Here is a 22690-nt window from a genome sequence, read left to right on the forward strand (position 1 = left end):
AGGGATTGACTAAGGATACTTTTGTATTCATAGAAGTCTCCACTTTAAACAACGTGTTACAGCGTAAAGTAGAGGAAGTTCAAAAATCCAATGAAAAAGAGGATTGATATTGTGATTACGAAAAGTTTTTATTTCACTCATTCAACAGGGGATTGTATTAAAATATTCGAAATCCCTGTCCTACAGGCACAGCATCCATTATCGTTTCTAATTCAGTCTCGTCTTCAATTATTTATTGCAAAAATTCAAAAACAAAAGCACCCAAGATTTTCGTATTCTTTCCGTGAATATTTGCAAAATTGTTTGAAGTGGAATGATTATTTAAATGTATATAAAACAAATACCCTTGAAAAAAATGCATGATACAAAGTATGGACAGGGTTAGTAAACTCTGTCTTTTTCATTTTAGGTATAAAAATATAATTAATTTGGTGAAATTTGTTCGAAATTGTTGAAAGCACAGGGAATGCTAGTATAATAACAAGGAGAGCGTATTGGAAAGGGAAGAATATAATATGCAAAAAATTAAAATTGTAACAGATTCAACTGCAGATTTAACGCAGGATGTAATCGAAAAGTATGGCATTCATGTGCTACCATTATCAATCTCTGTAAATGGACAAACATATTTAGATCGCGTTGATTTACAACCTGATGAATTTATTGAAGAAATGATCAAATCAGAGGAATTACCAAAAACATCACAACCGGCAATGGGTACATTTGTAGAAATGTATGACAAGTTAGGTGAAGATGGAAGTGAAGTACTTTCCATTCATATGACAAGTGGAATGAGTGGTACTGTGGCAACTGCCAATAGTGCTGCATCAATGACCGAAACAAAAGTAACAGTTGTTGATTCTCAATTTATTACACATGCTTTAGCATATCAAGTAATAGAAGCTGCAAAAATGGCAAATGAAGGACGCTCACTAGAAGAAATTTTAAAACGTGTAGATGAAGTGAGAAAGAATACTCGTTTATATGTAGTAGTAGATACATTAGAAAATTTAGTGAAGGGTGGGCGTATCGGTAAAGGAAAAGCGTTTATCGGTTCGCTACTCAATATAAAGCCAATTGCTAGCCTTGAAGATGGTGTTTATAACCCTGTAACGAAAGTGCGTAGCCAAGGTCAAATTGTAAAAACGTTAGCTAAGTTATTTGAGGAAGATACAGCTGGAAAAGTTGTAAAAGCTGTTGCAATTCCGCATGCGAAAGCAATTCCTTTAGCTGAAAATGTAAAAGCGGCTGTTGAAAAAGTGAGTGGATTTGCTCAATCAGAAATTTTCTTTACAACGCCTATTATTAGTACTCATACAGGTCCGGGTGCAATCGGATTTATGTATTTAGCAGAGTAATAAAAAAGCTACTTGAAATGAATTTTCAAGTAGCTTTTTTATGTGAATAGAAAGTAAGAAATAAGAAGGGTTATACAGGCACTCCCGCTAATGATATAGCGAGTCTGTAAATATTTATTCATAGAAAACACCCACTGATTAAAGTTTTACTTTATGATTTTCTATAGTATATGTTGGATATAGAAAATAAGTAGTTACGTTATACGTGTAATGTTTCAATTTTTTCATTTACTTGCTTATCGTTTGTTGCGCTATTATAAGTAAAAGTTTGGCCTAAAAAGAGTACATGCAGTTGTTCCCACGGTAACATACGTAAATTCCAATTATTTCGGAGCCTTGTTACTGCCTCGCGAGGTGTTTCATCGGCAAGGGCAAAAGCTCCGTAATGCATCGGTATAAAGTGTGTAGCGTTTAAATCTAAATAAGCTTGCACTGCCTCTTCAGGTGAAACATGAGATACTTTCATAAACCACTCTGGTTCATAAGCGCCAATTGGCATAAGGGCAATATCAATTGAAAAGCGTCTGCCAATTTCTTTGAAACCTTGGAAATAGCCACTGTCACCACAAAAATAAACGGTTTCTTTCGTTGGTTCATTATTAATAATCCATCCCCCCCAGTGAGATGTATTCATATCAAATAAGGATCTTCTCGTCCAGTGCTGGGCCGGTACGAAGTGAAAGGAAACATCATTAATGATCGTATTTTCCCACCAATTATACTCTTCTACACGAGTAAATTTTTTGCGAGTAAATAGTTTTTTCAGTCCAATAGGAACAAGGTATAAAACATCATCATTTAGCTGGCGAAGCGTTGAAAAATCTAAATGGTCATAATGACCGTGTGAAATGAGGACAATATCAATTTTAGGTAGTTCTTGTATAGAAAGACCAGGTTCAGTAAGTCTTGGAACTAATTTTAATTTAGTAGCCCATACTGGATCTGTTAATATATTCAGCCCATTCGTTTGGATAAGGAATGTGGAATGACCAATCCAAGTTACAGACGTCTTTTCAAAGTTGTTTTGTAGAAATTTACTTTGCTTAACAGGTGATTGTTCTACTAAAAAAGAAAAATCCTTTTTATTTTGTTTTCGTTCTTTTCGCCAACGTATAAAGGAACGAATTGATTTTTTTGTACTCACATTATCCATGTTTTCATAACGTTTTGTCATGAACATCACCTCATTTAAAATCGTTGTAATTGTATTGTACCGAAATGTTGTTAAGGAATACAGTGTATAACATGGATGAATGTTTAAGGAATTGTTAAAAAATAGGGGGATGCGTTTACAAAAGTAACAATAAAATTAGTTTTGCAACTTCTATTTAGAGAAATAATAGTAAAAAATAAATTTTGTCTAGTAATTGGCTTAAAATAAAGAAGTAACATACGTAAATTCGTACGATTTCGTGAACAAATGTAGTAAATAATTTTCTCGTAGTGTTAACTTTTGTTATGATAAACATAACCTATTTAAATTTAGGATAGAGAAAAGAGGTTTATAAATGAAGCGTTATCAAAAAATAATTGGTCTTATGGTTGTATTTTGTCTCTTTGTACTTGCTGGATGTAGTGGATCGGGTTCAAAGCTTCGTAAACCATTGAATTGGGATTTAGAAACTTTCCAATTTACAAATCAAGATGGAAAGTCATTTGGTACAAAAGATTTAAAAGGGAAAGTTTGGGTTGCTGATTTTATGTTCACAAATTGCCAAACAGTTTGTCCGCCAATGACTGCCAATATGGCAAAACTGCAAAAGATGGCCAAAGAAGAGAAATTAGACGTTCAGTTTGTTTCGTTTAGTGTAGATCCAGACCTTGATAAGCCGGAGAATTTGAAGGCTTTCATTCAAAAGTTTACAGAGAATACTAGTAACTGGAATTTATTAACGGGTTATTCATTAGAAGATATTACAAAGTTTTCAAAAGATAATTTCCAATCACTTGTAGATAAACCTGAGGATGGTCAAGTTATACATGGTACATCATTTTATTTAATTGATCAAAACGGAAAAGTAATGAAAAAGTATAGTGGTATTAGTAATACGCCGTACGAAGACATTATACGTGATATGAAGAGATTAGTGGATTAAAAAGAAGGGTGCATAGCACCCTTCTTTTTTTACATTAGTCTATGGATAAAATGTCATGTTGTTGTGGAAGTTTTGGTGCCCGAATTTCTAACACGCCGTTTTGATACGAAGCTTTCGCTGCTTTTTTATTAATTGAGTACGGTAATTTAATCAATCTTGATGCTTCTGAAATGGAACGTTCTCGGCGATAATAGTTATGAGATGTTTCTTCCTCGACCTCTTCAAGTATCTCTTCTTTTACAGAGACTTTTAAGTATTCACTTTGTATTTCAATTTGAATTTGTTCTTTTTGTATACCTGGTAGTTCAGCTGTAACAACGAGTTCTTCACCAACTTCATATAAATCTACGGGGAATGTTAATAAACGATTTCCTTTTTGGAAAAAATGATTTAAATCAGCGATTACATTGCGAAGTGGTGTTTGCTCGAAGAAATCATCAATTTGCTTTAAATAATTGCGAACCGGTGGGCGAGAAGAGTCTTTTTTTTCTTCACTCATGGTATTCCCTCCTAGAAATCAATTTGCAATATCATATGACAAAAGCGGAGAAAGGTGATTGCCTAGTTTTCATGTTTTCATAAAAAATTGTTAAAAATGTGAAATGGAGTGATTTTTTTATAGTTTTTGGTCGCCATATTCAATTGATTATGCTAGTATAAATAGGGTTGATATAGTAGTATATAGACAGAATGAAAACTGAAAGAGGGTAAGAAGTATGTGTGGTTTTGTAGGATGTTTATGTGAAAACCCTAGAGAGTTTTCAGAAACAGAAAAACATCAATTTGAAAATATGAACACGATGATTTTCCACCGTGGTCCAGATGACGAAGGATATTTTCGTGATGAACATGTACAATTTGGCTTCCGCCGTTTAAGCATCATTGACTTAGAGGCAGGACATCAGCCGCTAACTTATGAAAATGATCGATATGTAATTATTTTTAATGGTGAAATTTACAACTATGTAGAATTACGTGAAATGTTACTTGAAAAAGGTGCAACGTTTGCAACACAATCTGATACAGAAGTTATCATTGCATTGTATGCACATATGAAAGAAAAATGTGTAGACTATCTTCGTGGTATGTTTGCATTTATGATTTGGGATCGTGAAGAGAAGAAACTTTTCGGTGCACGTGACCACTTCGGTATTAAACCTTTATACGTCGCACAACAAGGTGATACTACATTCTTCGCATCTGAGAAGAAAAGTATTATGCATGTGATGGAAGATAAAGGCGTTAATCCAACGTCACTACAACATTACTTTACGTACCAATATGGTCCAGAGCCAGAAACATTAACAATTGATGTTAATAAAATCGAGCCTGGTCATTATTTCGTAAAAGAAATCGGTAAAGAGATGGAAATCCATCGCTACTGGAAACCTTATTTCAATGCTTCAAGCGCAACGAAAGAGGAGCATATCCAAGCAATTCGTGATGTGTTGTATGATTCAGTAAAAGTGCATATGCGCAGTGATGTACCAGTAGGTTCATTCTTATCTGGTGGTATCGATTCATCTATTATCGCTTCTATCGCAAGAGAAATGAATCCAAATCTTTTAACATTCTCAATTGGTTTTGAACAACGTGGTTTCAGTGAAGTTGATGTTGCAAAAGAAACTGCTGAGAAATTAGGCGTTAAAAACCATAACGTATTCATTTCAGCGAAAGAGTTTATGGATGAGTTCCCAAAAATCATTTGGCATATGGATGATCCTTTAGCAGATCCAGCAGCTGTACCATTGTACTTCGTTGCAAAAGAAGCACGTAAGCATGTAACAGTTGTTCTTTCAGGTGAAGGTGCAGACGAGCTATTTGGTGGTTATAACATTTATCGTGAGCCAAACTCACTAAAAATGTTCTCTTACATTCCTAGCCCAGGTAAGAGCGTTCTAAAAGCATTAAGTGGTGCTCTTAAAGAAGGATTTAAAGGAAAGAGCTTCCTAGAGCGTGGATGTACGCCAATTGAAGAGCGTTACTATGGAAACGCGAAAATCTTCCGTGAAGAAGAGAAAGTTGAATTAATGAAGTATTACAATGAAAGTGTTAACTATATGGATATCACGAAACCATTGTATAACGAGATTAAAGATTATGATGATGTAAGCAAAATGCAGTACATTGACATGTTCACATGGTTACGCGGTGACATTTTATTAAAAGCTGATAAAATGACAATGGCAAACTCATTAGAACTTCGTGTACCGTTCTTAGATAAAGAAGTATTTGATGTTGCATCTAAAATTCCAACTGAATTTAAGATTGCTAACGGAACTACGAAAGCTATTTTACGTGAAGCGGCACGCGGAATCGTTCCAGATCACGTATTAGATCGTAAAAAACTTGGATTCCCAGTACCAATTCGTCACTGGTTAAAAGACGAAATGCATGATTGGGCTATCAATATTATAAACGAGAGTAAAACAGAGCATTTAATCGACAAACAGTATGTATTAAACTTACTGGAAGCACATTGTGCAGATAAAGGCGATTATAGCCGTAAAATTTGGACTGTACTTGCGTTTATGGTATGGCATCAAATTTATGTTGAGCATAAATACGATACGAATAAGTTCCATGAAGAAACGAAACGTGCGTATAGCTTAGTTTAATTAGAAAAACCTTAAGATCGCATATGGTCTTAAGGTTTTTTTCATAAATAGGACGTATTATTGATACAATAATAGTAAAAGGATGGACAACATATGATTACGTTTGAAAAAGTAACTGTAGATAATGAAAGCGTTGTTAAAGAAATGTTTCGCTCACATAGTTTAACTGAGAATCAAGTACAGTATTGTGTGAAAGTTGATGATACATATATTGGTGTAATAGACTATAGTGTACAAGAGGAGAGTGCAATTTTATCGCAGTTAATTATTCACTTTGATTATCAAAGTTACGGTTATGGGACAAATACGTATTTTACATTTGAAACGATGATGAAAGAAAGAAACGTGAAAGAGATAAAGGTATTACAAACGGAATTAACAGAACAAGCAAAAACTTTCATAGAGAGCTTTGGTTTTAATGAAGAAGATGGAATATATGTGAAGAAAATATAACGATGAGTAGTTGTGCGAGATAAATATAAGGCAGGTGGATATATGACGATGACTTCTGGTCTTGTATTAATTGGAGGGTGTTTTATAGTAGCAGAGCTAATCCATATGTTCATTCGAAAAAGAATGAATAAGAAAAGAAAGCCGTATGAATTACAATATGCCCCTGTGTTTTTCCTTTTATTTTGTATGCTTATTACATTACAAAACATAACGAACTTTCCACCGCTTTTAAATATTTTTTTAAAGTTCGGTTTGCTGTATAGTAGCACTGGAATAGCCCTTTTATTTCTTTTATTTTGCATACGTTATATTCACTATCAATCGTATATATTTATTTTAAATTGGTTAAAGCACAATGATAGAAACCGCCTTACATAAGGCGTTTTTTTTATTTGTAATTGTAATGGTTTTGAAAGTTATACGTATGCTGATTTATTTAATAGTAGTTCCATATATCAAAAAACAACGAGGTGCAATTTGACATGGAATATAAATAAGTGGATAACAAGATACAGATATTTTTGTATATAAAGCTCAAAATTTCATTAAAATTTATAAAAATAATTAGATGATTTAACATATTATCTATTATTAGTATGTGGTACTATATGTTCTTAATCTGTAACGTAAGTAGGTGTATAAATTTGAAATGTTAATCAACTAGTTTATCTTAAGTGCTGACAAATAGCAGGATTAAATTTTGGGGAGGTTTCGTTTTTTTTATGTTTAATTTGGATATTTTATTTCTTGAATGGATGACCAGTGTGGAGGGAAGTGTGCTTACAATACTTTTTAAACTTATATCTAGTATTGCAAATGAAACGTTGTATTTAGTCATTATTTCGATTTTATATTGGTGCGTTTCTAAAAGAAAAGCATTTCATATGATTGTTATGCTTTGTTTCTCTGGGTATATAGGGATAGTGGTAAAAGAATTCATGAAAATCCCGCGACCGTATACATACGAAGGAATTCAGGCTTTATATGAAAAATCAGCTGCAGGTTATTCTTTTCCAAGTACACACGTCCAGTTAGCGACAACATTTTGGGGCTCTTTTATGATGTTATGTAAAAAGAGAATCATTTGGATCATTGGAATTATTTTTATAATATTGGTTGCTACTTCTCGTCTATATTTACGTGTACATTGGCTCAGTGATATAATAGGTGCCGTTTTAATTAGTGTCATAGTTGTTTATTTATATACGAAAGTAACAGAGGAATTAAGTGATAGGAAATTTATATTGTTACAACGAATTGTATTGGCAGTTTCACTCATTATGTATTTTATGACTGACCAAATAGATAATTTAAAATTACTTGGAGTTTTGACAGGTTCTACGATTGGTATCATGTTAGAGAATCACTTTATTAAAATGAATGAAAATAATAATTTTAAAATACAAGTAGTAAAAACAGTTTTAGGCCTTAGTTTCATGTTAATGATACAGCTCATACTAAAAAAAGTAATACCTGATATGTATTATGTACGTTATGCATTGACTGGAATTACAATTACTTTCTTATGTCCGTTTATGTTTCACATGTTACGGTTAAAAAGTGAATAGCAAATAAGTACAAAAATATTTTGAATAAAAATGAGGTCGAAATTATATATATTGAAAAAGTTTTCTGATATATCTATTGACAATGTATGAGATATACATTAATCTTTAAATGTTAATGAAAATCATTTTCAACTAGGAGGATTTATGACACGCACTAAAAATATTCTTATACTTTGCATTATGTTATTAATGGTCATAATTGCAGGTTGCGGTAAAGAAGAAGAGAAGAAAGATAAAGATACATCAGTAAAGGCAAAAGGTTCATATAGTATAAAGCATGCAATGGGCGAAACGACAGTAAATGGTACACCAAAAAGAGTTGTTGTTTTAACGAATGAGGGTGCTGAGGCACTTTTAACTGTTGGAGTAACGCCAGTTGGAACGACAAAACCACGAGCTGGGGATGAATGGTATCCTCATTTAGCGAATGAGTTAAAAGATACGAAAGTAGTAGGAACTGAGCGTGACATTAATTTAGAGGCAGTAATGAAGCTTCAGCCGGATTTAATTATTGGAAATAAAATGCGTCACGAAAAAATATTCGAGCAGTTAAAAGAAATCGCGCCAACAGTATATGCTGAAACATTGCGCGGTGATTGGAAAGAAAACTTTACGCTTTATACAAAAGCTGTAAATAAAGAAAAAGAAGGGCAAAATGCTCTTAATGATTATAAAAAGCGTATTGCAGGAATAAAAGAACAATTAGGTGATAAAATTAACTCTAAAGTTTCAATTATTCGCTTCGTCCCAGGTGATGTTCGTATTTATCAAAAAAATTCATTCTCAGGCGTTGTATTAAATGATATTGGATTTAAACGACCACCATTACAAGATAAAGATGAATTTGCGATAAAAGGAATTACAAAAGAACAAATTCCAAATATGGACGGGGACTACTTATTCTATTTCACATCTGATAAAGATGCGGATAAGAATAATGAAGGAAACACGTTAGCGAAAGAATGGACAGAAGATCCGCTCTTTAAGCAGTTACAGGCTTCTAAAGATAATAAAGTATTCGAAGTAGATGAAGTGATTTGGAATACAGCAGGTGGTATTGTAGCTGCAAACCTTATGTTAGATGATATTGAAAAATATTTTTTAAAGTAAATGAATGGTCGAGTACATCACCTTAAATGGGTGATGTACTTTTTTATTTGTGAAAATACAGAAAATTCCTTCTTTTGAGTGTGGATAAGTTGTACAATTAAATCAATTATGGAATAAAGGAGTGGGAATGAATGAAAGCTACTCATAAAGATTGGATTTTGTTTAACGGAAGAATTGTAAATACGAAGGAAGAACAGCCGATGATTCCATTAGAGGAGAGAGGCTTTCAATTTGGTGATGGTATATACGAGGTATTCAGACTATATGATGGGAAGCCACATTTATTAGATCTACATTTGGAACGATTCTTTAATTCTATGGAAGAAATAAAACTAATTCCACCTTTTACTAAGGAGGAGTTAGTGGAAGAGTTGCATCAAATGATTGAAAAAAATCAATTTCAAGAAGATGGGAATGTATATTTGCAAATATCAAGAGGTGCTCAAGCACGTAATCATGTATATGAGTCAAATATGCAACCAACATATTTTGCAAATATTGTTTCGTTTCCAAGACCAATTGCTGCTATGGAACTGGGAATAAAAGTTACGGTAGAAGAGGATATACGGTGGAAGTTTTGTCATATAAAATCTTTAAATCTGCTACCTAATATTATGATTAAAAATAAAATAAACGAACAAGGCTATCAAGAAGCGATATTAGTACGAGATGGAATTGTAACTGAAGGGTGTCATTCAAATTTCTTTATGGTGAAGAATAATAAATTGATTACACATCCGGCTGACAACTTCATTCTACACGGCATTACACGTCACTTCGTTATTACATTAGCGAAAGAGTTACATATTGAAGTAGAAGAACGAGAATTTTCACTACAAGAAGTATATGAGGCTGATGAGTGCTTCTTTACAGCGACACCACTAGAAATATTCCCAGTCGTTCAAATAGGTGATGAACAGCTTAGAACCGGCGAAAGAGGACCAATTACAAAGAAACTCCAAGTTGCATATGAAGAAAGTATTCGTTTATTTAAAGTTACGAACTAATATTGAAGAAAAAAGCTGGTATTCCTCCAGCTTTTTTTCATGATATAATTCAAACATAGGACAAGATTTGAAAACGTTGTAAAAAGGGGATTTAATGTATGAATTATGAAGATTTTAAAGAAGTAATTCACGGTAGACGAAGTGTTAGGAAGTTCACAGAACAAGAAGTATCCATTAGTGACATAAAAGAAATTATTGATTGTGCTCGTTATGCACCGAGTGATACGAACTCACAAACTTGGGAGTTCTTGGTCATTATGAACCGAGAGAAAATTAAAGAAATTGAGCAAATGACTTGGGATGCATTACATAAACTTGCGGCAAAAGCGGCAGAAAACGGAGAAGAGAAAGCAGGGAAATTACTTACCCGTTCATTTGGACCATATGCAACAGCTTTCTCAGAGGCACCTGTATTAATCGTGTGTTTGGCAACACCATATGAATCAAAATTTCGCGAAAAGATATTTGATCCAATTGCTTTTGTTCCAGATTCAGTTTGGGAAGAAGAAGGAATTAAGAGTAGCTGTTTAGCGGCACAAAACTTAATGTTGGCTGCACATGCGAAAGGGCTGGGTACTTGTCCAATGACAGGACCGGTATTGTTAGCTCAAGATGAACTACGACAATATTTACAAATTGAGTCTGAAAAACAAATAAATATGGTTATTTCACTCGGTTTTCCGAAAGATAAGCCGAAGAAACTTCCAAGAAAAGAAGTAGATGAGATTACAACATTTGTTTTTTAAAGCTTAAAATAAAAAGACATTGAATGAACAATGTCTTTTTATTTTGGACAGGTATGTAATTAATTTGTTGGGCTAAAATGATAGATAAGAGGGAATTACTATTTATTTCATAAAAAAAATTAATGTTCTATTAAGGAAAGTATGATACATTAATCGTGGGCAAGATTCTATTTGTTCATGAAAGTGTTGAAAATAGTCTTAAAATTTAAAAGTTATTTTTGTATAATAAATTATAATGAAATGACAGGGGGGATGAATTTTGAAAAAATTCATAATCACTGGATTGTCTGTATTGTTATTAGCCGGTTGCGGTGCTCCACAAGAAAAAGAGGATGCGCAATCAAAGCAGGAAGAACGAGTTGTAAATGCAAGTAATGAGAATATAGTAGTATTCCCTGAAGGTGCAGTACCAGTTGGTGAAGGAAAAGTAAAAGTTATTACACCAGATGGTACTTCTGAAAACGGCAATATACCAACTGTATTCATCAAAAAGGATACTTTAATTCAACATGTTGAATTAGAGCTTTCTAATTTTCAAAATGATAAAGAAACATTTATATTTGTAGATCAAGTATATGCAGATAAACATCAAGTCACTAGTACAACACAGACAACAGTACAATTAAAAGAAAAGACACTTGAGACAGGTAGTCATACGATTACTGCAGTTCAGTATGAAAACAATGATCCAAAAGGAAAGGTTATTAGTTTAAATCAAGCAACATTCGAAACAAAACCAGCGTCATAAGAAGAATAAAAAGTACATTACTCAAAAAGTAGTGTGCTTTTTTGTTTATACTAGAGGATGTAACAGTGAATAACTTGTTTCGTTTTCTAATACGATTAAGTAGGAAGAAATCACTTGTTTCTACTATGATAGAGAAAGAGGCTGAAGATGTGAATCGGTGTATTCGTATCGTCTTGATTATTTTAACGATGTCAGTCATTTGGTTTATGATCCAAGAGGTGACTCAAATTACGCTCAATTAACAAATTCATGATTTGTTAATAGGAGCTATTTGTTTTACCATTGTTTATCTATCATATGATAAACTCAGGTTAAGGTAAGTTTTACATGAAAAATGTAGGTATTTCATTTGAAATGTCGAATAGTACATACGATGTCGTAATAACAAATTTTCTATTGTTTACTGTGAAACAGGAGAAGGGGAGATAGTGGTTATGAAACGAGCTCTTATTAATATTGATTATACATATGATTTTGTAGCTGAAAAAGGTGCTTTAACATGCGGGAAACCAGGACAAGAAATTGAGAAGGAAATTGTCCATATAACGAAAGAATATATTGAAAATGGGGATTATGTTGTCTTTGCAATCGATAAACACGATGAAAATGATGTATATCATCCAGAATCAAAGTTATTCCCGCCTCATAATATAGCTGGTACAAATGGAAGAGATTTGTTTGGTGAATTACAAGATGTGTACGAAACATATAAAAATGCAGAGAATGTATATTATATGGATAAAACACGATATAGTGCATTTGCAGGAACAAACTTAGAGATGAAGTTAAGAGAAAGAGGAATAGAAGAAGTTCATCTTGTAGGTGTTTGTACTGATATTTGTGTTCTTCACACAGCAGTAGACGCTTATAATAAAGGATTTAAAATTGTTGTTTTTGAAAAGGCGGTTGCATCTTTTAATGAGCAAGGACATGAATTTGCCCTTGGACATTTTAAGTCATGCTTACATGCAGAAGTGAAGTGAAAAAAAGAGGCCTTTAAAAAGGTCTCTTTTTTCGTTTAAATTGAGACGAGGTTTCGCTCGATTAGTTTTTTTATGAACGGACTAATTTTTTCTGGTAACCCATTTAAGTCAAAAAATTGTACATGTAATGATTCTAATCCATCAGCTTTTAACGTACCACCTGTAATATCTTTGCAAAGATATGCGATTGTTATAGGGTAAAATTCATCTCCGTTCGGTAATTTTACAAAAAATTCTTTTCCGGAAAATACGCTTATTAACTGTAAAGAGCCTATTTCAATCCCTGTTTCTTCAAGCACTTCCCGTCTTCCGGCTTCTTCCGTTGATTCGCCAAGTTCAACGAATCCACCAGGGACAGCCCAAATACCACTTCGTCTCTGTTGTAGTAATATTTGTTCTTTTTCATTGAAGACAGCTACAGCAACGCCAGATAAATTGAGTGGTCTTGATCCAATAACTTCTCTTAGTTCTTCGATATAGCCCATTGTTAGTTAACCCCCGCGAGTCAAAATATTTACAAATGAACTATTTGGTATTGTGTTAATATTTTCCTTTTTTGAGATATGTAGCGCAGTCATAAAATAAAGTCGGGTATAAAAAAATTCTAATGTAATCTCCCTTTAGATAATGAAAAAGGGTATATTTATAGAAGAAAGTGTAACAAGTTTTAAGGAAATCAAAAGGTATGACAATAAATTAGTTTTTCATGAAATTTTCATTAGTTAAGGGTGTGGATGGATGAGTTTATTAACGTATACTGAAGAATTTTTTAATTATGTACGTGAGTTTTTACTTTTAAGATTTTTACTATTTGCATTAGTTTTAATCATTATCTCTTTTGTAATCAACCGTATTATTGATTGGTTTTTTAGGAAATCAAGCTTTTTTGATGAAGAGGTAGAGCAAACGATTCAAAGTGTGATTCGATCTATTTTTAGATATATCATTATCATCAGTCTAATCATATATTTAATTAGCCAATTTGTAGATATAAAAAGTATCATTGCAGGTGCAGGGATAGCGGGAGTTGTTATTGGTTTTGCTGCACAACAGATGTTAAAAGATGTTATATTAGGCTTTGCGAGATTAGCGGACAAAGAGTTTCGTGTTGGCGATTTTGTTACTTTTAACGGAACAAATTCAGGAACAATTGAGGAAATTAGTATTCGTTTTATGCAAATTCGTGAATGGTCAGGAAAACTTCTTACGATACCACACGGAGAGATTAGGACGATACAAAATTTTAATAAAGGATGGATGCGCGTAATTGAACGGATTACGGTAAGTTATCAGGAAGATCCTACAAGAGTTAAGGAATTGTTAGAAGAAGTTTGTGTTAATTGTAATGAAAGATTGGCTTCGAGTCTTTATAAAGTAGAGGATGAAGCTGTTGAGCCGTTTAAATATGTTGGTGTCACAGATTTAAACCCGAACCTTAAATATGTTGGATATGAATTTTGTATTACAGGTTTAATAAAGCCAGAAGATTATTTTGAAACTTCTAGACAAGTAAGGTTTGAATTAATGTCTATGTTCCATAAGAATCAAGTGCAAATGCCAGCAGCAAATATGGTCGTTACTACTGAAAGTTTACAGCATAACCATGGTGGACAATCTTTATCGGACAGCTAAAATAGAATAGTTTGTTAACAAAAATCTAGCTTCCAACATTGGATAGAAAAATAATAAAATGATTAATTTAAAGAAAGAACTGAAGGAATTCAGTTCTTTCTTATTTGTAGAATTTAGAAATTTCTTAATGTTATAATGATAGATGGTGATGAAAATGAACTTTGAAGAAAAAGAGATGCATCGTTTAGAAGCATTAAAAGCAATTGCAGAATTATTAAATGAAGCAACAGACTTACAAGTCATGTTAGAAAAAGTGTTACATACATTGTTACAAGTTATGAATTTACAAACAGGGTGGATATTCTTTATCGATGAAAGTGGAAAGCACCGTATGCTTGTAGATGAAAACTTACCACCGGCTCTTACATGGAAAGAGAAGAAGCCGATGTGTGAAGGGGACTGCTGGTGTGTAGAGCGTTTTGTGAATGGCAGATTGGAAAAAGCGACAAATATTATTGAATGTAAGCGAATAGAGGATGCGATTGAGTGTAATTGGGGAGAGACAGAAGATGTTACGCATCATGCGACGATTCCACTTAGGTCTGGATCGGAGAAGTTTGGTCTATTAAATGTAGCCTCACCTCAAAAAACACACTTTTCAGAGGAAGAATTGGCATTATTAGAATCGATTGCATTTCAAATAGGAACGACAATACAACGTATTCAGTTAGTAGAGAAAGAACGTAAATACGTAGTGGTAGCTGAAAGAAATCGACTTGCACGTGATTTACATGATTCAGTAAAACAATTGTTATTTTCTATTATGCTAACAGCAAAAGGTACTTTAAATATGACGCAAGATAGAGACTTGCAAGAGATGTTGAGCTATATTGGAGAATTATCACAGGAAGCATTACAAGAAATGACACTTTTAATTTGGCAATTAAGACCGGAAGGATTAGAGAAAGGTTTAGCAGAAGCAATTAAAAATTACGGAAAGTTGTTAGGGATCCACGTGGAAGTTCGAATTGATGGTATGGTTTCAATTGGAGATGAAATAGAAGAAGTTTTATGGCGTATTAGTCAAGAAGCAATACATAATTGTAAAAAACATGCTTCATGTGAAAAGGTAAATGTTCTTTTAAAAATAGAAAATAACCAGTTGTATTTTTACATAGAGGATAACGGAATAGGATTTATACAAGATCACGTAAGAGAGTCAGCGCTCGGTTTAAAAAGTATGAAGGAACGTATTCAGTTAATGAGGGGATCATTTCAAATAAAAACTGAGCTGAAAAAGGGTACAAAAATTGAAATTCAATTGCCGGTTTAAAGGGGAGAAGAAGATTGAAGATTAAATTACTACTAGTTGAGGATCATCATATCGTTCGAAGAGGACTTGTATTCTTTTTAAAAACGAGAGAAGAATTTGAAATAGTTGGGGAAGCAGAAAATGGTGAAGAGGCATTAACATTCATTCAAACGGAAAGACCAGATGTAGTATTAATGGATCTATCAATGCCGAAGATGGATGGTATAGAAGCAACAAAACGGATAAAGCAATATGATAAAACAATAAAGATACTTATATTAAGCAGTTTTTCAGAGCAAGATTATGTTTTACCAGCACTGGAAGCTGGAGCAGATGGTTATCAATTAAAAGAAGTACAACCTGAGCAACTTGTAGCTTCAATTATCGCAGTACATGAAGGGAATGCGAATTTTCATCCGAAAGTAACACCGGCACTATTAGGACGATCAGCAGTTAAGAAAGAAAAAGAGAACCCTTTTTCCATGTTAACAAAAAGAGAGCAAGAAGTACTTCGTGAAATTGCGAAAGGGCGAAGTAATAAAGAAATTGCAGCAGAGCTTCATATTACAGAACAGACTGTGAAAACACACGTTTCAAATGTTTTAGCTAAATTGGAAGTAGATGATCGTACGCAAGCTGCATTATATGCGGTGAAGCACGGGGGAAATAATAAGTATGAATAATTATGTCCCATGTTACGACAGAATACATAGGAGTATTTAAAATTTATCCCGCTATTTGCGGGCTTATAATTAGTGGGAGATGTACAATACTCTCACTGATTAAAGTTTCAATTTATAGTAGTGCTAAATAAAGGTTTTTCTTCTTTCTATAATTAGGTACAATAAAACTACAATGGAAGGGGAAGATATGCTATGCCAGGTACAAGAAGTGGGATTGGAAAGATTCAGGCTTCGTTAAACGGTTTATCACCGAAATTGCGAAGTATTGCCGAACATATATTGAAACATCCACAAGATGTTGTACATAAATCTATTACAGAATTAGCTGAAGTTACGAATAGTTCTGAAGCTACGATATTCCGCTTATGTAAGCACCTCGGTTTTCAAGGGTTTCAAGATTTAAAGATTACATTAGCTCGTGAAATTGTACATACTCCTATGCAAAATATTCATGAAGAAGTATCGGCAGAAGATAGTATGGTAACTGTTGCTAAAAAAGTTTTTCATTCGCATATTACAGGACTGCAAGATACATTGCATTTGTTAAATGATACAGCGCTAGAGCAAGCCGTAAAGGTATTGCAAGATGCAAGTCGTATTGAGTTTTATGGAAATGGTGGTTCTGGTATTATAGCGATGGATGCATATCATAAATTTATGAGAACGGGTATTTCTTGTATTGCTCATACAGATTCACATTTTCAAATTATGGGTGCGGGTTTACTTACTAAAGAAGCAGTGGTAATTGCAATTTCTCATTCTGGTAGCAATAAAGGGTTACTGGAAGCGTTAGAAGTAGCAAAAGCAAGAGGAGCTCGCATTATTGCAATTACGAGCTATCAGAAATCAGCATTAAGTCAACTTGCTAATATTACATTATATACTTCAACACGTGAGACGGAATTCCGTACAGAAGCAAGTTCATCAAGATTAGCACAGTTAAGTTTGTTAGATACTTTATACGTTGGGCTATCGTTACAACGCCAAGAAGAGACATTGCAAAATTTACAAAGTATACGCGAAACAATTTCGATGAAACGAATATAAAAAGTCCTTCAATTGAAGGGCTTTTTATATTGGTCAATAGTTTGATGATATATAATCTAGGTTTACTCGTTATAATCTTTTTTGAAAATATGATGATAATAATTTCCTATATTAAAAAATCTTTATTTATTACTTCGCATCTTGAATTCTAATAAACGATACATAGATGAAATCTCAGTTTTCCCTTCAAATATAGTAAGAAAAAATTTGGTTAATAATTCAAATATTGTTCAATATTTAACAATAAGCTTTTAAAATTACATGTTATGATGAACGTGTAATGATGATTGAACATTTAAATTTGGTGCAATAATTGGCCGAAACAGTGCAGGTAGAAGTTGTGAGATGAACTCATTAAAATTCTAAAACACTAAAGGGGAGATCACATATGAAAGCGGTAGTAGTAAATAAAAATAGTAAAGCAAACATTGAAGTTATTGAAAAGGAATTGCGTCCGTTACACTCAGGTGAAGCGCTAGTGGATGTAGAGTATTGTGGAGTTTGTCATACTGATTTACACGTTGCAAATCATGATTTTGGAAATACAGATGGCCGTATTCTTGGTCATGAGGGTGTAGGTATTGTTACGAAAATTGCTGATGATGTAACTTCACTAAAGGTAGGTGACCGTGTAAGTATTGCGTGGATGTTCCAATCTTGTGGACGTTGTGAATATTGCATAACTGGTAGAGAAACATTTTGCCGTGAAGTTAAGAATGCTGGTTATTCAGTAGATGGTGGTATGGCAGAACAATGTATTGTTACAGCTGATTATGCTGTGAAAGTACCAGAAGGATTAGATCCTGCTCAAGCATCATCAATCACATGTGCGGGCGTAACTACATATAAAGCAATAAAAGTATCAGACATTAAACCTGGTCAACCTATCGTCATCTATGGGTGTGGTGGATTAGGTAACCTAGCTATCCAATATGCTAAAAACGTATTTGGTGCAAAGGTAATTGCAGTAGATATTAATGACGATAAATTAGCATTAGCAAAAGAGGTTGGTGCGGATATGACTATCAATCCAATTTCTCAAGGTCCTGCTGATAAGATTGTTCAAGATGAGTTTGGTGGTGCTTATGCTGCTGTAGTAACAGCCGTTTCTAAAGTAGCGTTCAATTCAGCAGTTGATGCAGTACGTGCTTGTGGTAAAGTCGTTGCAGTAGGTTTACCAGTAGAAACGATGGATTTAAACATTCCGCGACTTGTACTAGATGGAATTGAAGTAGTTGGTTCTCTAGTCGGTACTCGTAAAGACTTAGAAGAGGCATTCATGTTCGGTGCAGAAGGAAAAGTAGTGCCGGTTGTTCAAACTTGTTCTCTAGATAAAGTACAAAATGTATTCGAAGAAATGGAACAAGGTAGAATTCAAGGGCGTATGGTAATCGATTTTAAACAGCATAATTGTGATTGCAAATAATTCATTTTAAATATAAAAAGCATGAGTCTAGCTAAAGACATGTAAAAAAGTTAGACGGCAGAAAGAAGATGATCCCTGCATTCAACAGGAATCATCTTCTTTGCATTCCACTACTATCAATGTCGACTAACGAGAAAGGATTAAAGGTTCACTTTATCTACAAACGAAAAAGAATCTTTACTTTTAACAAATTTTTTATGATTTGGAACGGTTTGAATTGCTACAACTTGCGAATCTCTTGCTTTCAGTGCATCTTGAATCCCGATTGTCATAAGCTTTATAAATAGAATCGTAATAAAGAATGAAACGAGAGTATACAAAATAATCCACCATGAAATATTCATTTCATAACGATTTAATCCAATAAGGCCTGCCCAATCATTAGATAGAGAAACAGGTTTGAGTACTCCGTCATAGAGTTCACGCATTTGTATCCCACCAATTACAATATCAAGCAACGCTAAATGGATAACGAGTATGAGAGTTTGAACGATATGTTCCATAAATAACACAAATAAGCGGTCAAGTAATAAGACTCGTAAGTGTTTTTTGATAATATGAAAACGGCTAGCCCCTAGCAATTGGGAACTTAAAATGTAATCTTGTTTCATAAATTCATCAACCTCTGAGGATATATATAAAGAAAGTGTAGGCAGAGCGACGAAAATAAGTACGAGTACTTGATAAAACGCAAATGAAATATTTGGATCTAATCTATCAGCATTTGATACGATTACAATATTAACGGGTGTGATGAGTATAAATGCGATAAATAAAGTAGGAATGTAATAAAAAACTTCTGAGCATGACTGGAAAAATCTCTTGAATTTTGGAGCATATAAACTTAAGAGGATCCCTATACATGTTCCGAATAAAATTCGAAAGAAGCTAATTGCCACGGCTAATAAAATGGTAAATTTTGCTCCTTCTATAATTTGTAAGAAAACAGATTCTCCAAAACGATCAGATCCAAAAGGAGGTATTAACGATGGTGGAAAGGGGGCCTTTCCAAGTAATTCGTTATTGTCATTGTAAAGTAACTGAGGAGGTTTTGGGATGTTATCTTTAAAGAACCAACTATAAATAAAACTAGCTGAAACAAGTATGAATAAATAAGTAAAGCCGATTAAAAAGCGTTTTGATTTCCAAATAGATTTCATAAAGCTGCTCCTTTCAATTGCTTTTGCCATCTATTCATCATGAAAGAGGTTATTTGAAAAATGGCATAAAACGGTAAGATAATCATGACAAGTATGATAAATGCAGCTGGAGGTGAAATAAACGCCTTTTTAAATAAAAATTGAATAATGCCTTGCATATTAAAAACAAATTCTAAAATGAATAAGTTAGAAAGTAAGAAAACAAAAATCGTTTTTAAATGGTGGAAAAAGTGGATAGATATATTTTTGAATAAATGAATGCATAGTATATAACTTGATGAAAACCCTTTTCCATATGCAACCTCTATGTAATGTTTTCCATGTTCTTCTTGTATGTATAACACCATCATCCGAAACATTTGTAATGTAGGTAAGACCGCTAAAGATAAAATAGGGAGTAAATAAGCACGATTTTCATTAAAAGAAATAATGGTGAAAGGAGCTTCCCCAAATTTCTTAAGTACCCAAATGAAAAATATTTGCAAACAAATCATCATCATCATATCAGGGACAGCTTCTAATATGAACACAATCCGGTTTATCCATTTTTTTATATAATCTTTTGCTAAAAAATAAAAAAATGCCATGCTAGATGAGATAAAGAGCGCAAGCAAAAAGGCCACAAATAATACAATAAACGAATATAGGTAAGGTTCTAAAACAGTTGGAAATAGTGGTGTTGTTTTTAAATGACCAAACTTTGGGTCTGATCCTATAACCAACAATGATTCAGGTGAGAAAACCTGTTTTAACATAGTAACGATCTGGTTAAAAAAATAAATTGGTTGAAAGGTGAATCCTTGTTGAGTGATAAATAAATAAGGTAAATTTAATAATAGTAACAGTGATAAAAGAATTGATGAAAGCTTAATTGTGAATTGAGATATTTTATGTAACATTAAATCCCTCCGACATCTTTTTACAACATTATACAATAAAGTCTAAAATATTGTTTTATTTTTCTGAAAAATAAAAATACTATTAGATTTTATAGTATGGAACATATATTTACAAGTTAATAAAGTTATAGTAGGATCCGCGCTCTAAGTTTATTAAGGTAATAGGATGAGTGAACCAAAAACAATTAATAGAGCAAAATGTACAGAATTCTTATTTGGAGAGGTAGCGGCTATGTTACGCGACTTCAGCGCGATAAAGCTAAGCTGATGCAAAGTTAATTTTAGACGAGATGGTTTCTTCTTTTAGGCTACGTGTAGGAAATTTAAAAAACTCCTAGGGATCAATGAATTCCTAGGAGGGCACCTGTGGTTCAACAAAGAGATAATTCTAACAAGCTCTAGAATTATCTCTTTGTTGAAGTTTAATGTTTAAAACCCCATAAGATTCTTTACATGTTTAGCGTTCTGTTTAGATGTTAATTTTTCAAGTAATAAAAATGCAACATCAAAAGCTGTACCTGGATTTGAAGATGTAATAATATTTCCATCTTGAACAATTAAATCATTTTGTACTTTTGCACCGAAATTCTTTAACTGCTCTTTTCGTTTACTCGTTGGATGACTGTATGTGGTAGCTTTTTTATCTATAAGAATTCCACTTTTACCAAGCGCTAATGATGCAACACAAATACTTGCAATAGGCTTCTGTTTGACATGGAAATGTTGAATAACATGTAAGAATTCTTTACTGAATGCATCCCGATAAAAACCAGCTTCTTCAAACCCTCCTGGAATAGCTAGTGCATCAAACTCATCCAATTGAATATTATCAACCGTTTTTTCGGGTATGACAGTAAAATTCCAAGTACAGGTTAATTTATCCCGAAGACCAGCTGTTATGACCTCGGTCGATCCATCACCCTCCCACTTATTCCAGCCTAGTACGTCTGTAAATACACTAGCTTCTACTGCTTCAAATCCGTCAGCTAATAATAATAAAATCTTTTTCATATCGTAAATCGCCTCCTAATATCCTTATTTTATATAAATATAAAAAGCTGATGAATAAGTTAAATAAGGATATTCAATTGTTTGGCTTTATTATATAAAGAATTTAGGTTATTCTATTTTATAAAAAAAGGTTGGATAGTTTATGGATCAAATTGATAAAAAAATCGTGGGGTTATTACAGTCAAATGCAAAAATTTCAATGAAGGATTTAGCTGAAGCAGTTCACTTATCTTCTCCGTCAGTAACTGAGCGAGTAAGGAAGTTAGAGGAGCAACAGATTATTGAAGGTTACCATGCACGTGTTTCTCTAAAAAAAATTAATCGTCCAATTTCTGCACTTATATTGTTTAAATCAACGAATTGTAAATCATTATCTAACTTTTGCTATAATCATCCAGATGTAATTGAGTGTTACAGAGTAGCAGGGGAAATTAGCTATATTGTCAAATTAGCAACGTATTCTGTAGAAAGTTTAGAAAAATTTATTGATGATTCGATGCAATATGGTACGCCATCAACAAATATCGTGTTATCTTCTCATGAAAAAAAGATAATTGCTCCCTTTATTAGTGAAGAATAAAAATACTGGCCTAATCAATTAACTATTGCCTACTTAATAATCTTTTAAAAATATCCCTTATTTTTCGGACTTGTATAAAAAGAAGGGTCACTAATCATTTTTCTTAGCTTGATGGTTATGTAAAGTGACCCTTAAAAATGAATATTGCTTCTCAACTCTTTTTCATGCAAATGAGTAGAACGTAAGGAAGAACTATGTATGTGTTGTTAATGAAAGAAAAAGAGAGTGTGTTGCGAAATGTAACGAATATAACGCAACTTTACCGCGGGGAAAATCTAAATTTAGTATGTAAGTGAAATGGAATGAGGGGGAT

At 33.2% G+C, this 22690-nt stretch carries 24 protein-coding genes and 1 pseudogene; 19 read left to right on the forward strand and 6 right to left on the reverse strand.

What is annotated here, in order from left to right:
• Positions 1-111 precede the first annotated feature (111 nt).
• Positions 112-363 carry a DUF2535 family protein gene (locus CER22_RS16065; RefSeq protein ID WP_000629012.1) on the forward strand — a complete coding sequence of 84 codons (252 nt, stop codon included), beginning with the start codon at positions 112-114 and terminating at the stop codon, positions 361-363.
• A gap of 152 nt (positions 364-515) precedes the next feature.
• The gene (locus CER22_RS16070) at positions 516-1358 is read left to right on the forward strand and encodes a DegV family protein (protein ID WP_088609153.1); all 843 of its coding nucleotides are present in this window, start codon (positions 516-518) and stop codon (positions 1356-1358) included.
• Between the two features lie 199 nt (positions 1359-1557).
• Here CER22_RS16070 and CER22_RS16075 read toward each other — a convergent pair whose 3' ends face one another.
• Positions 1558-2532 (reverse strand): MBL fold metallo-hydrolase, encoded by a 975-nt coding sequence (locus CER22_RS16075; RefSeq protein ID WP_088609134.1) that lies wholly within the window; start codon positions 2530-2532, stop codon positions 1558-1560.
• Between the two features lie 334 nt (positions 2533-2866).
• On the opposite strand from CER22_RS16075, the gene CER22_RS16080 reads away from it, so the two are divergent.
• Entirely contained in the window at positions 2867-3454 is a 588-nt protein-coding gene (locus CER22_RS16080) for an SCO family protein (RefSeq protein ID WP_088609135.1), read from the forward strand.
• Positions 3455-3488: 34 nt separating this feature from the next.
• On the opposite strand, the gene CER22_RS16085 is transcribed toward CER22_RS16080, so the two are convergent.
• A complete protein-coding gene (locus tag CER22_RS16085; protein WP_001288088.1) occupies positions 3489-3953 on the reverse strand; it encodes an Hsp20/alpha crystallin family protein in 465 nt (154 codons plus the stop codon).
• Positions 3954-4170: 217 nt separating this feature from the next.
• Between CER22_RS16085 and asnB the strand changes: the two genes are divergently transcribed.
• From asnB to CER22_RS16135, 10 genes and pseudogenes are all read left to right on the forward strand, one after another.
• On the forward strand, positions 4171-6072 hold the full coding sequence (gene asnB / locus CER22_RS16090; protein WP_000333826.1) for an asparagine synthase (glutamine-hydrolyzing): 1902 nt from the start codon (positions 4171-4173) through the stop codon (positions 6070-6072).
• Positions 6073-6165: 93 nt separating this feature from the next.
• Positions 6166-6525, forward strand: a complete 360-nt coding sequence (locus tag CER22_RS16095) for a GNAT family N-acetyltransferase (protein WP_048541207.1) — start codon at positions 6166-6168, stop codon at positions 6523-6525.
• Between the two features lie 48 nt (positions 6526-6573).
• On the forward strand, positions 6574-6903 hold the full coding sequence (locus tag CER22_RS16100) for a hypothetical protein (protein ID WP_046955685.1): 330 nt from the start codon (positions 6574-6576) through the stop codon (positions 6901-6903).
• Between the two features lie 344 nt (positions 6904-7247).
• Positions 7248-8093, forward strand: coding sequence for a phosphatase PAP2 family protein (locus CER22_RS16105; protein WP_088609136.1), 846 nt, complete (start codon positions 7248-7250; stop codon positions 8091-8093).
• Between the two features lie 144 nt (positions 8094-8237).
• Positions 8238-9203: an ABC transporter substrate-binding protein gene (locus CER22_RS16110; RefSeq protein WP_088609137.1), complete on the forward strand. Its 966-nt coding sequence runs from the start codon at positions 8238-8240 to the stop codon at positions 9201-9203.
• 131 nt (positions 9204-9334) lie between these two features.
• Positions 9335-10210, forward strand: coding sequence for a D-amino-acid transaminase (gene dat / locus CER22_RS16115; protein WP_088609138.1), 876 nt, complete (start codon positions 9335-9337; stop codon positions 10208-10210).
• Between the two features lie 98 nt (positions 10211-10308).
• Positions 10309-10956 (forward strand): nitroreductase family protein, encoded by a 648-nt coding sequence (locus CER22_RS16120; RefSeq protein WP_046955687.1) that lies wholly within the window; start codon positions 10309-10311, stop codon positions 10954-10956.
• 259 nt (positions 10957-11215) lie between these two features.
• Positions 11216-11704 carry a hypothetical protein gene (locus CER22_RS16125; protein ID WP_048541213.1) on the forward strand — a complete coding sequence of 163 codons (489 nt, stop codon included), beginning with the start codon at positions 11216-11218 and terminating at the stop codon, positions 11702-11704.
• A 65-nt stretch (positions 11705-11769) separates the two neighbouring features.
• Positions 11770-12024, forward strand: a pseudogene (locus tag CER22_RS16130) (hypothetical protein).
• Positions 12025-12138: 114 nt separating this feature from the next.
• Positions 12139-12687 (forward strand): cysteine hydrolase family protein, encoded by a 549-nt coding sequence (locus CER22_RS16135; RefSeq protein WP_048541253.1) that lies wholly within the window; start codon positions 12139-12141, stop codon positions 12685-12687.
• A 35-nt stretch (positions 12688-12722) separates the two neighbouring features.
• Here CER22_RS16135 and CER22_RS16140 read toward each other — a convergent pair whose 3' ends face one another.
• Entirely contained in the window at positions 12723-13172 is a 450-nt protein-coding gene (locus tag CER22_RS16140; protein ID WP_088609139.1) for an NUDIX hydrolase, read from the reverse strand.
• A gap of 253 nt (positions 13173-13425) precedes the next feature.
• Here CER22_RS16140 and CER22_RS16145 point away from each other — a divergent pair, with 253 nt between their 5' ends.
• The 5 genes from CER22_RS16145 to adhP all read left to right on the forward strand — a co-directional run bounded on the left by CER22_RS16145 (position 13426) and on the right by adhP (position 18727).
• Positions 13426-14319: a mechanosensitive ion channel family protein gene (locus CER22_RS16145; RefSeq protein WP_088063260.1), complete on the forward strand. Its 894-nt coding sequence runs from the start codon at positions 13426-13428 to the stop codon at positions 14317-14319.
• 175 nt (positions 14320-14494) lie between these two features.
• Positions 14495-15592: a sensor histidine kinase gene (locus CER22_RS16150; protein WP_176546141.1), complete on the forward strand. Its 1098-nt coding sequence runs from the start codon at positions 14495-14497 to the stop codon at positions 15590-15592.
• A gap of 14 nt (positions 15593-15606) precedes the next feature.
• The gene (locus CER22_RS16155; RefSeq protein ID WP_088609140.1) at positions 15607-16254 is read left to right on the forward strand and encodes a response regulator; all 648 of its coding nucleotides are present in this window, start codon (positions 15607-15609) and stop codon (positions 16252-16254) included.
• Positions 16255-16446: 192 nt separating this feature from the next.
• Positions 16447-17301 carry a MurR/RpiR family transcriptional regulator gene (locus CER22_RS16160; RefSeq protein ID WP_088063262.1) on the forward strand — a complete coding sequence of 285 codons (855 nt, stop codon included), beginning with the start codon at positions 16447-16449 and terminating at the stop codon, positions 17299-17301.
• Positions 17302-17689: 388 nt separating this feature from the next.
• Entirely contained in the window at positions 17690-18727 is a 1038-nt protein-coding gene (gene adhP, locus CER22_RS16165) for an alcohol dehydrogenase AdhP (protein WP_088609141.1), read from the forward strand.
• A gap of 140 nt (positions 18728-18867) precedes the next feature.
• On the opposite strand, the gene CER22_RS16170 is transcribed toward adhP, so the two are convergent.
• The 3 genes from CER22_RS16170 to CER22_RS16180 form a co-directional block, all read right to left on the reverse strand.
• Positions 18868-19887 (reverse strand): ABC transporter permease, encoded by a 1020-nt coding sequence (locus CER22_RS16170; protein ID WP_131933672.1) that lies wholly within the window; start codon positions 19885-19887, stop codon positions 18868-18870.
• Entirely contained in the window at positions 19884-20786 is a 903-nt protein-coding gene (locus CER22_RS16175; protein WP_088609143.1) for an ABC transporter permease subunit, read from the reverse strand. Before CER22_RS16175 ends, CER22_RS16170 begins: the two co-directional genes overlap by 4 nt.
• Positions 20787-21215: 429 nt before the next feature.
• Complete coding sequence (locus tag CER22_RS16180) at positions 21216-21797, reverse strand: DJ-1/PfpI family protein (RefSeq protein ID WP_088080590.1); 582 nt, start codon at positions 21795-21797, stop codon at positions 21216-21218.
• A 142-nt stretch (positions 21798-21939) separates the two neighbouring features.
• On the opposite strand from CER22_RS16180, the gene CER22_RS16185 reads away from it, so the two are divergent.
• Entirely contained in the window at positions 21940-22377 is a 438-nt protein-coding gene (locus CER22_RS16185; protein ID WP_060488643.1) for an Lrp/AsnC family transcriptional regulator, read from the forward strand.
• Positions 22378-22690 lie beyond the last annotated feature (313 nt).

Origin of the sequence: Bacillus sp. K2I17 (assembly GCF_002209985.1) — a bacterium.
GTDB classification, from domain to species: domain Bacteria; phylum Bacillota; class Bacilli; order Bacillales; family Bacillaceae_G; genus Bacillus_A; species Bacillus_A wiedmannii.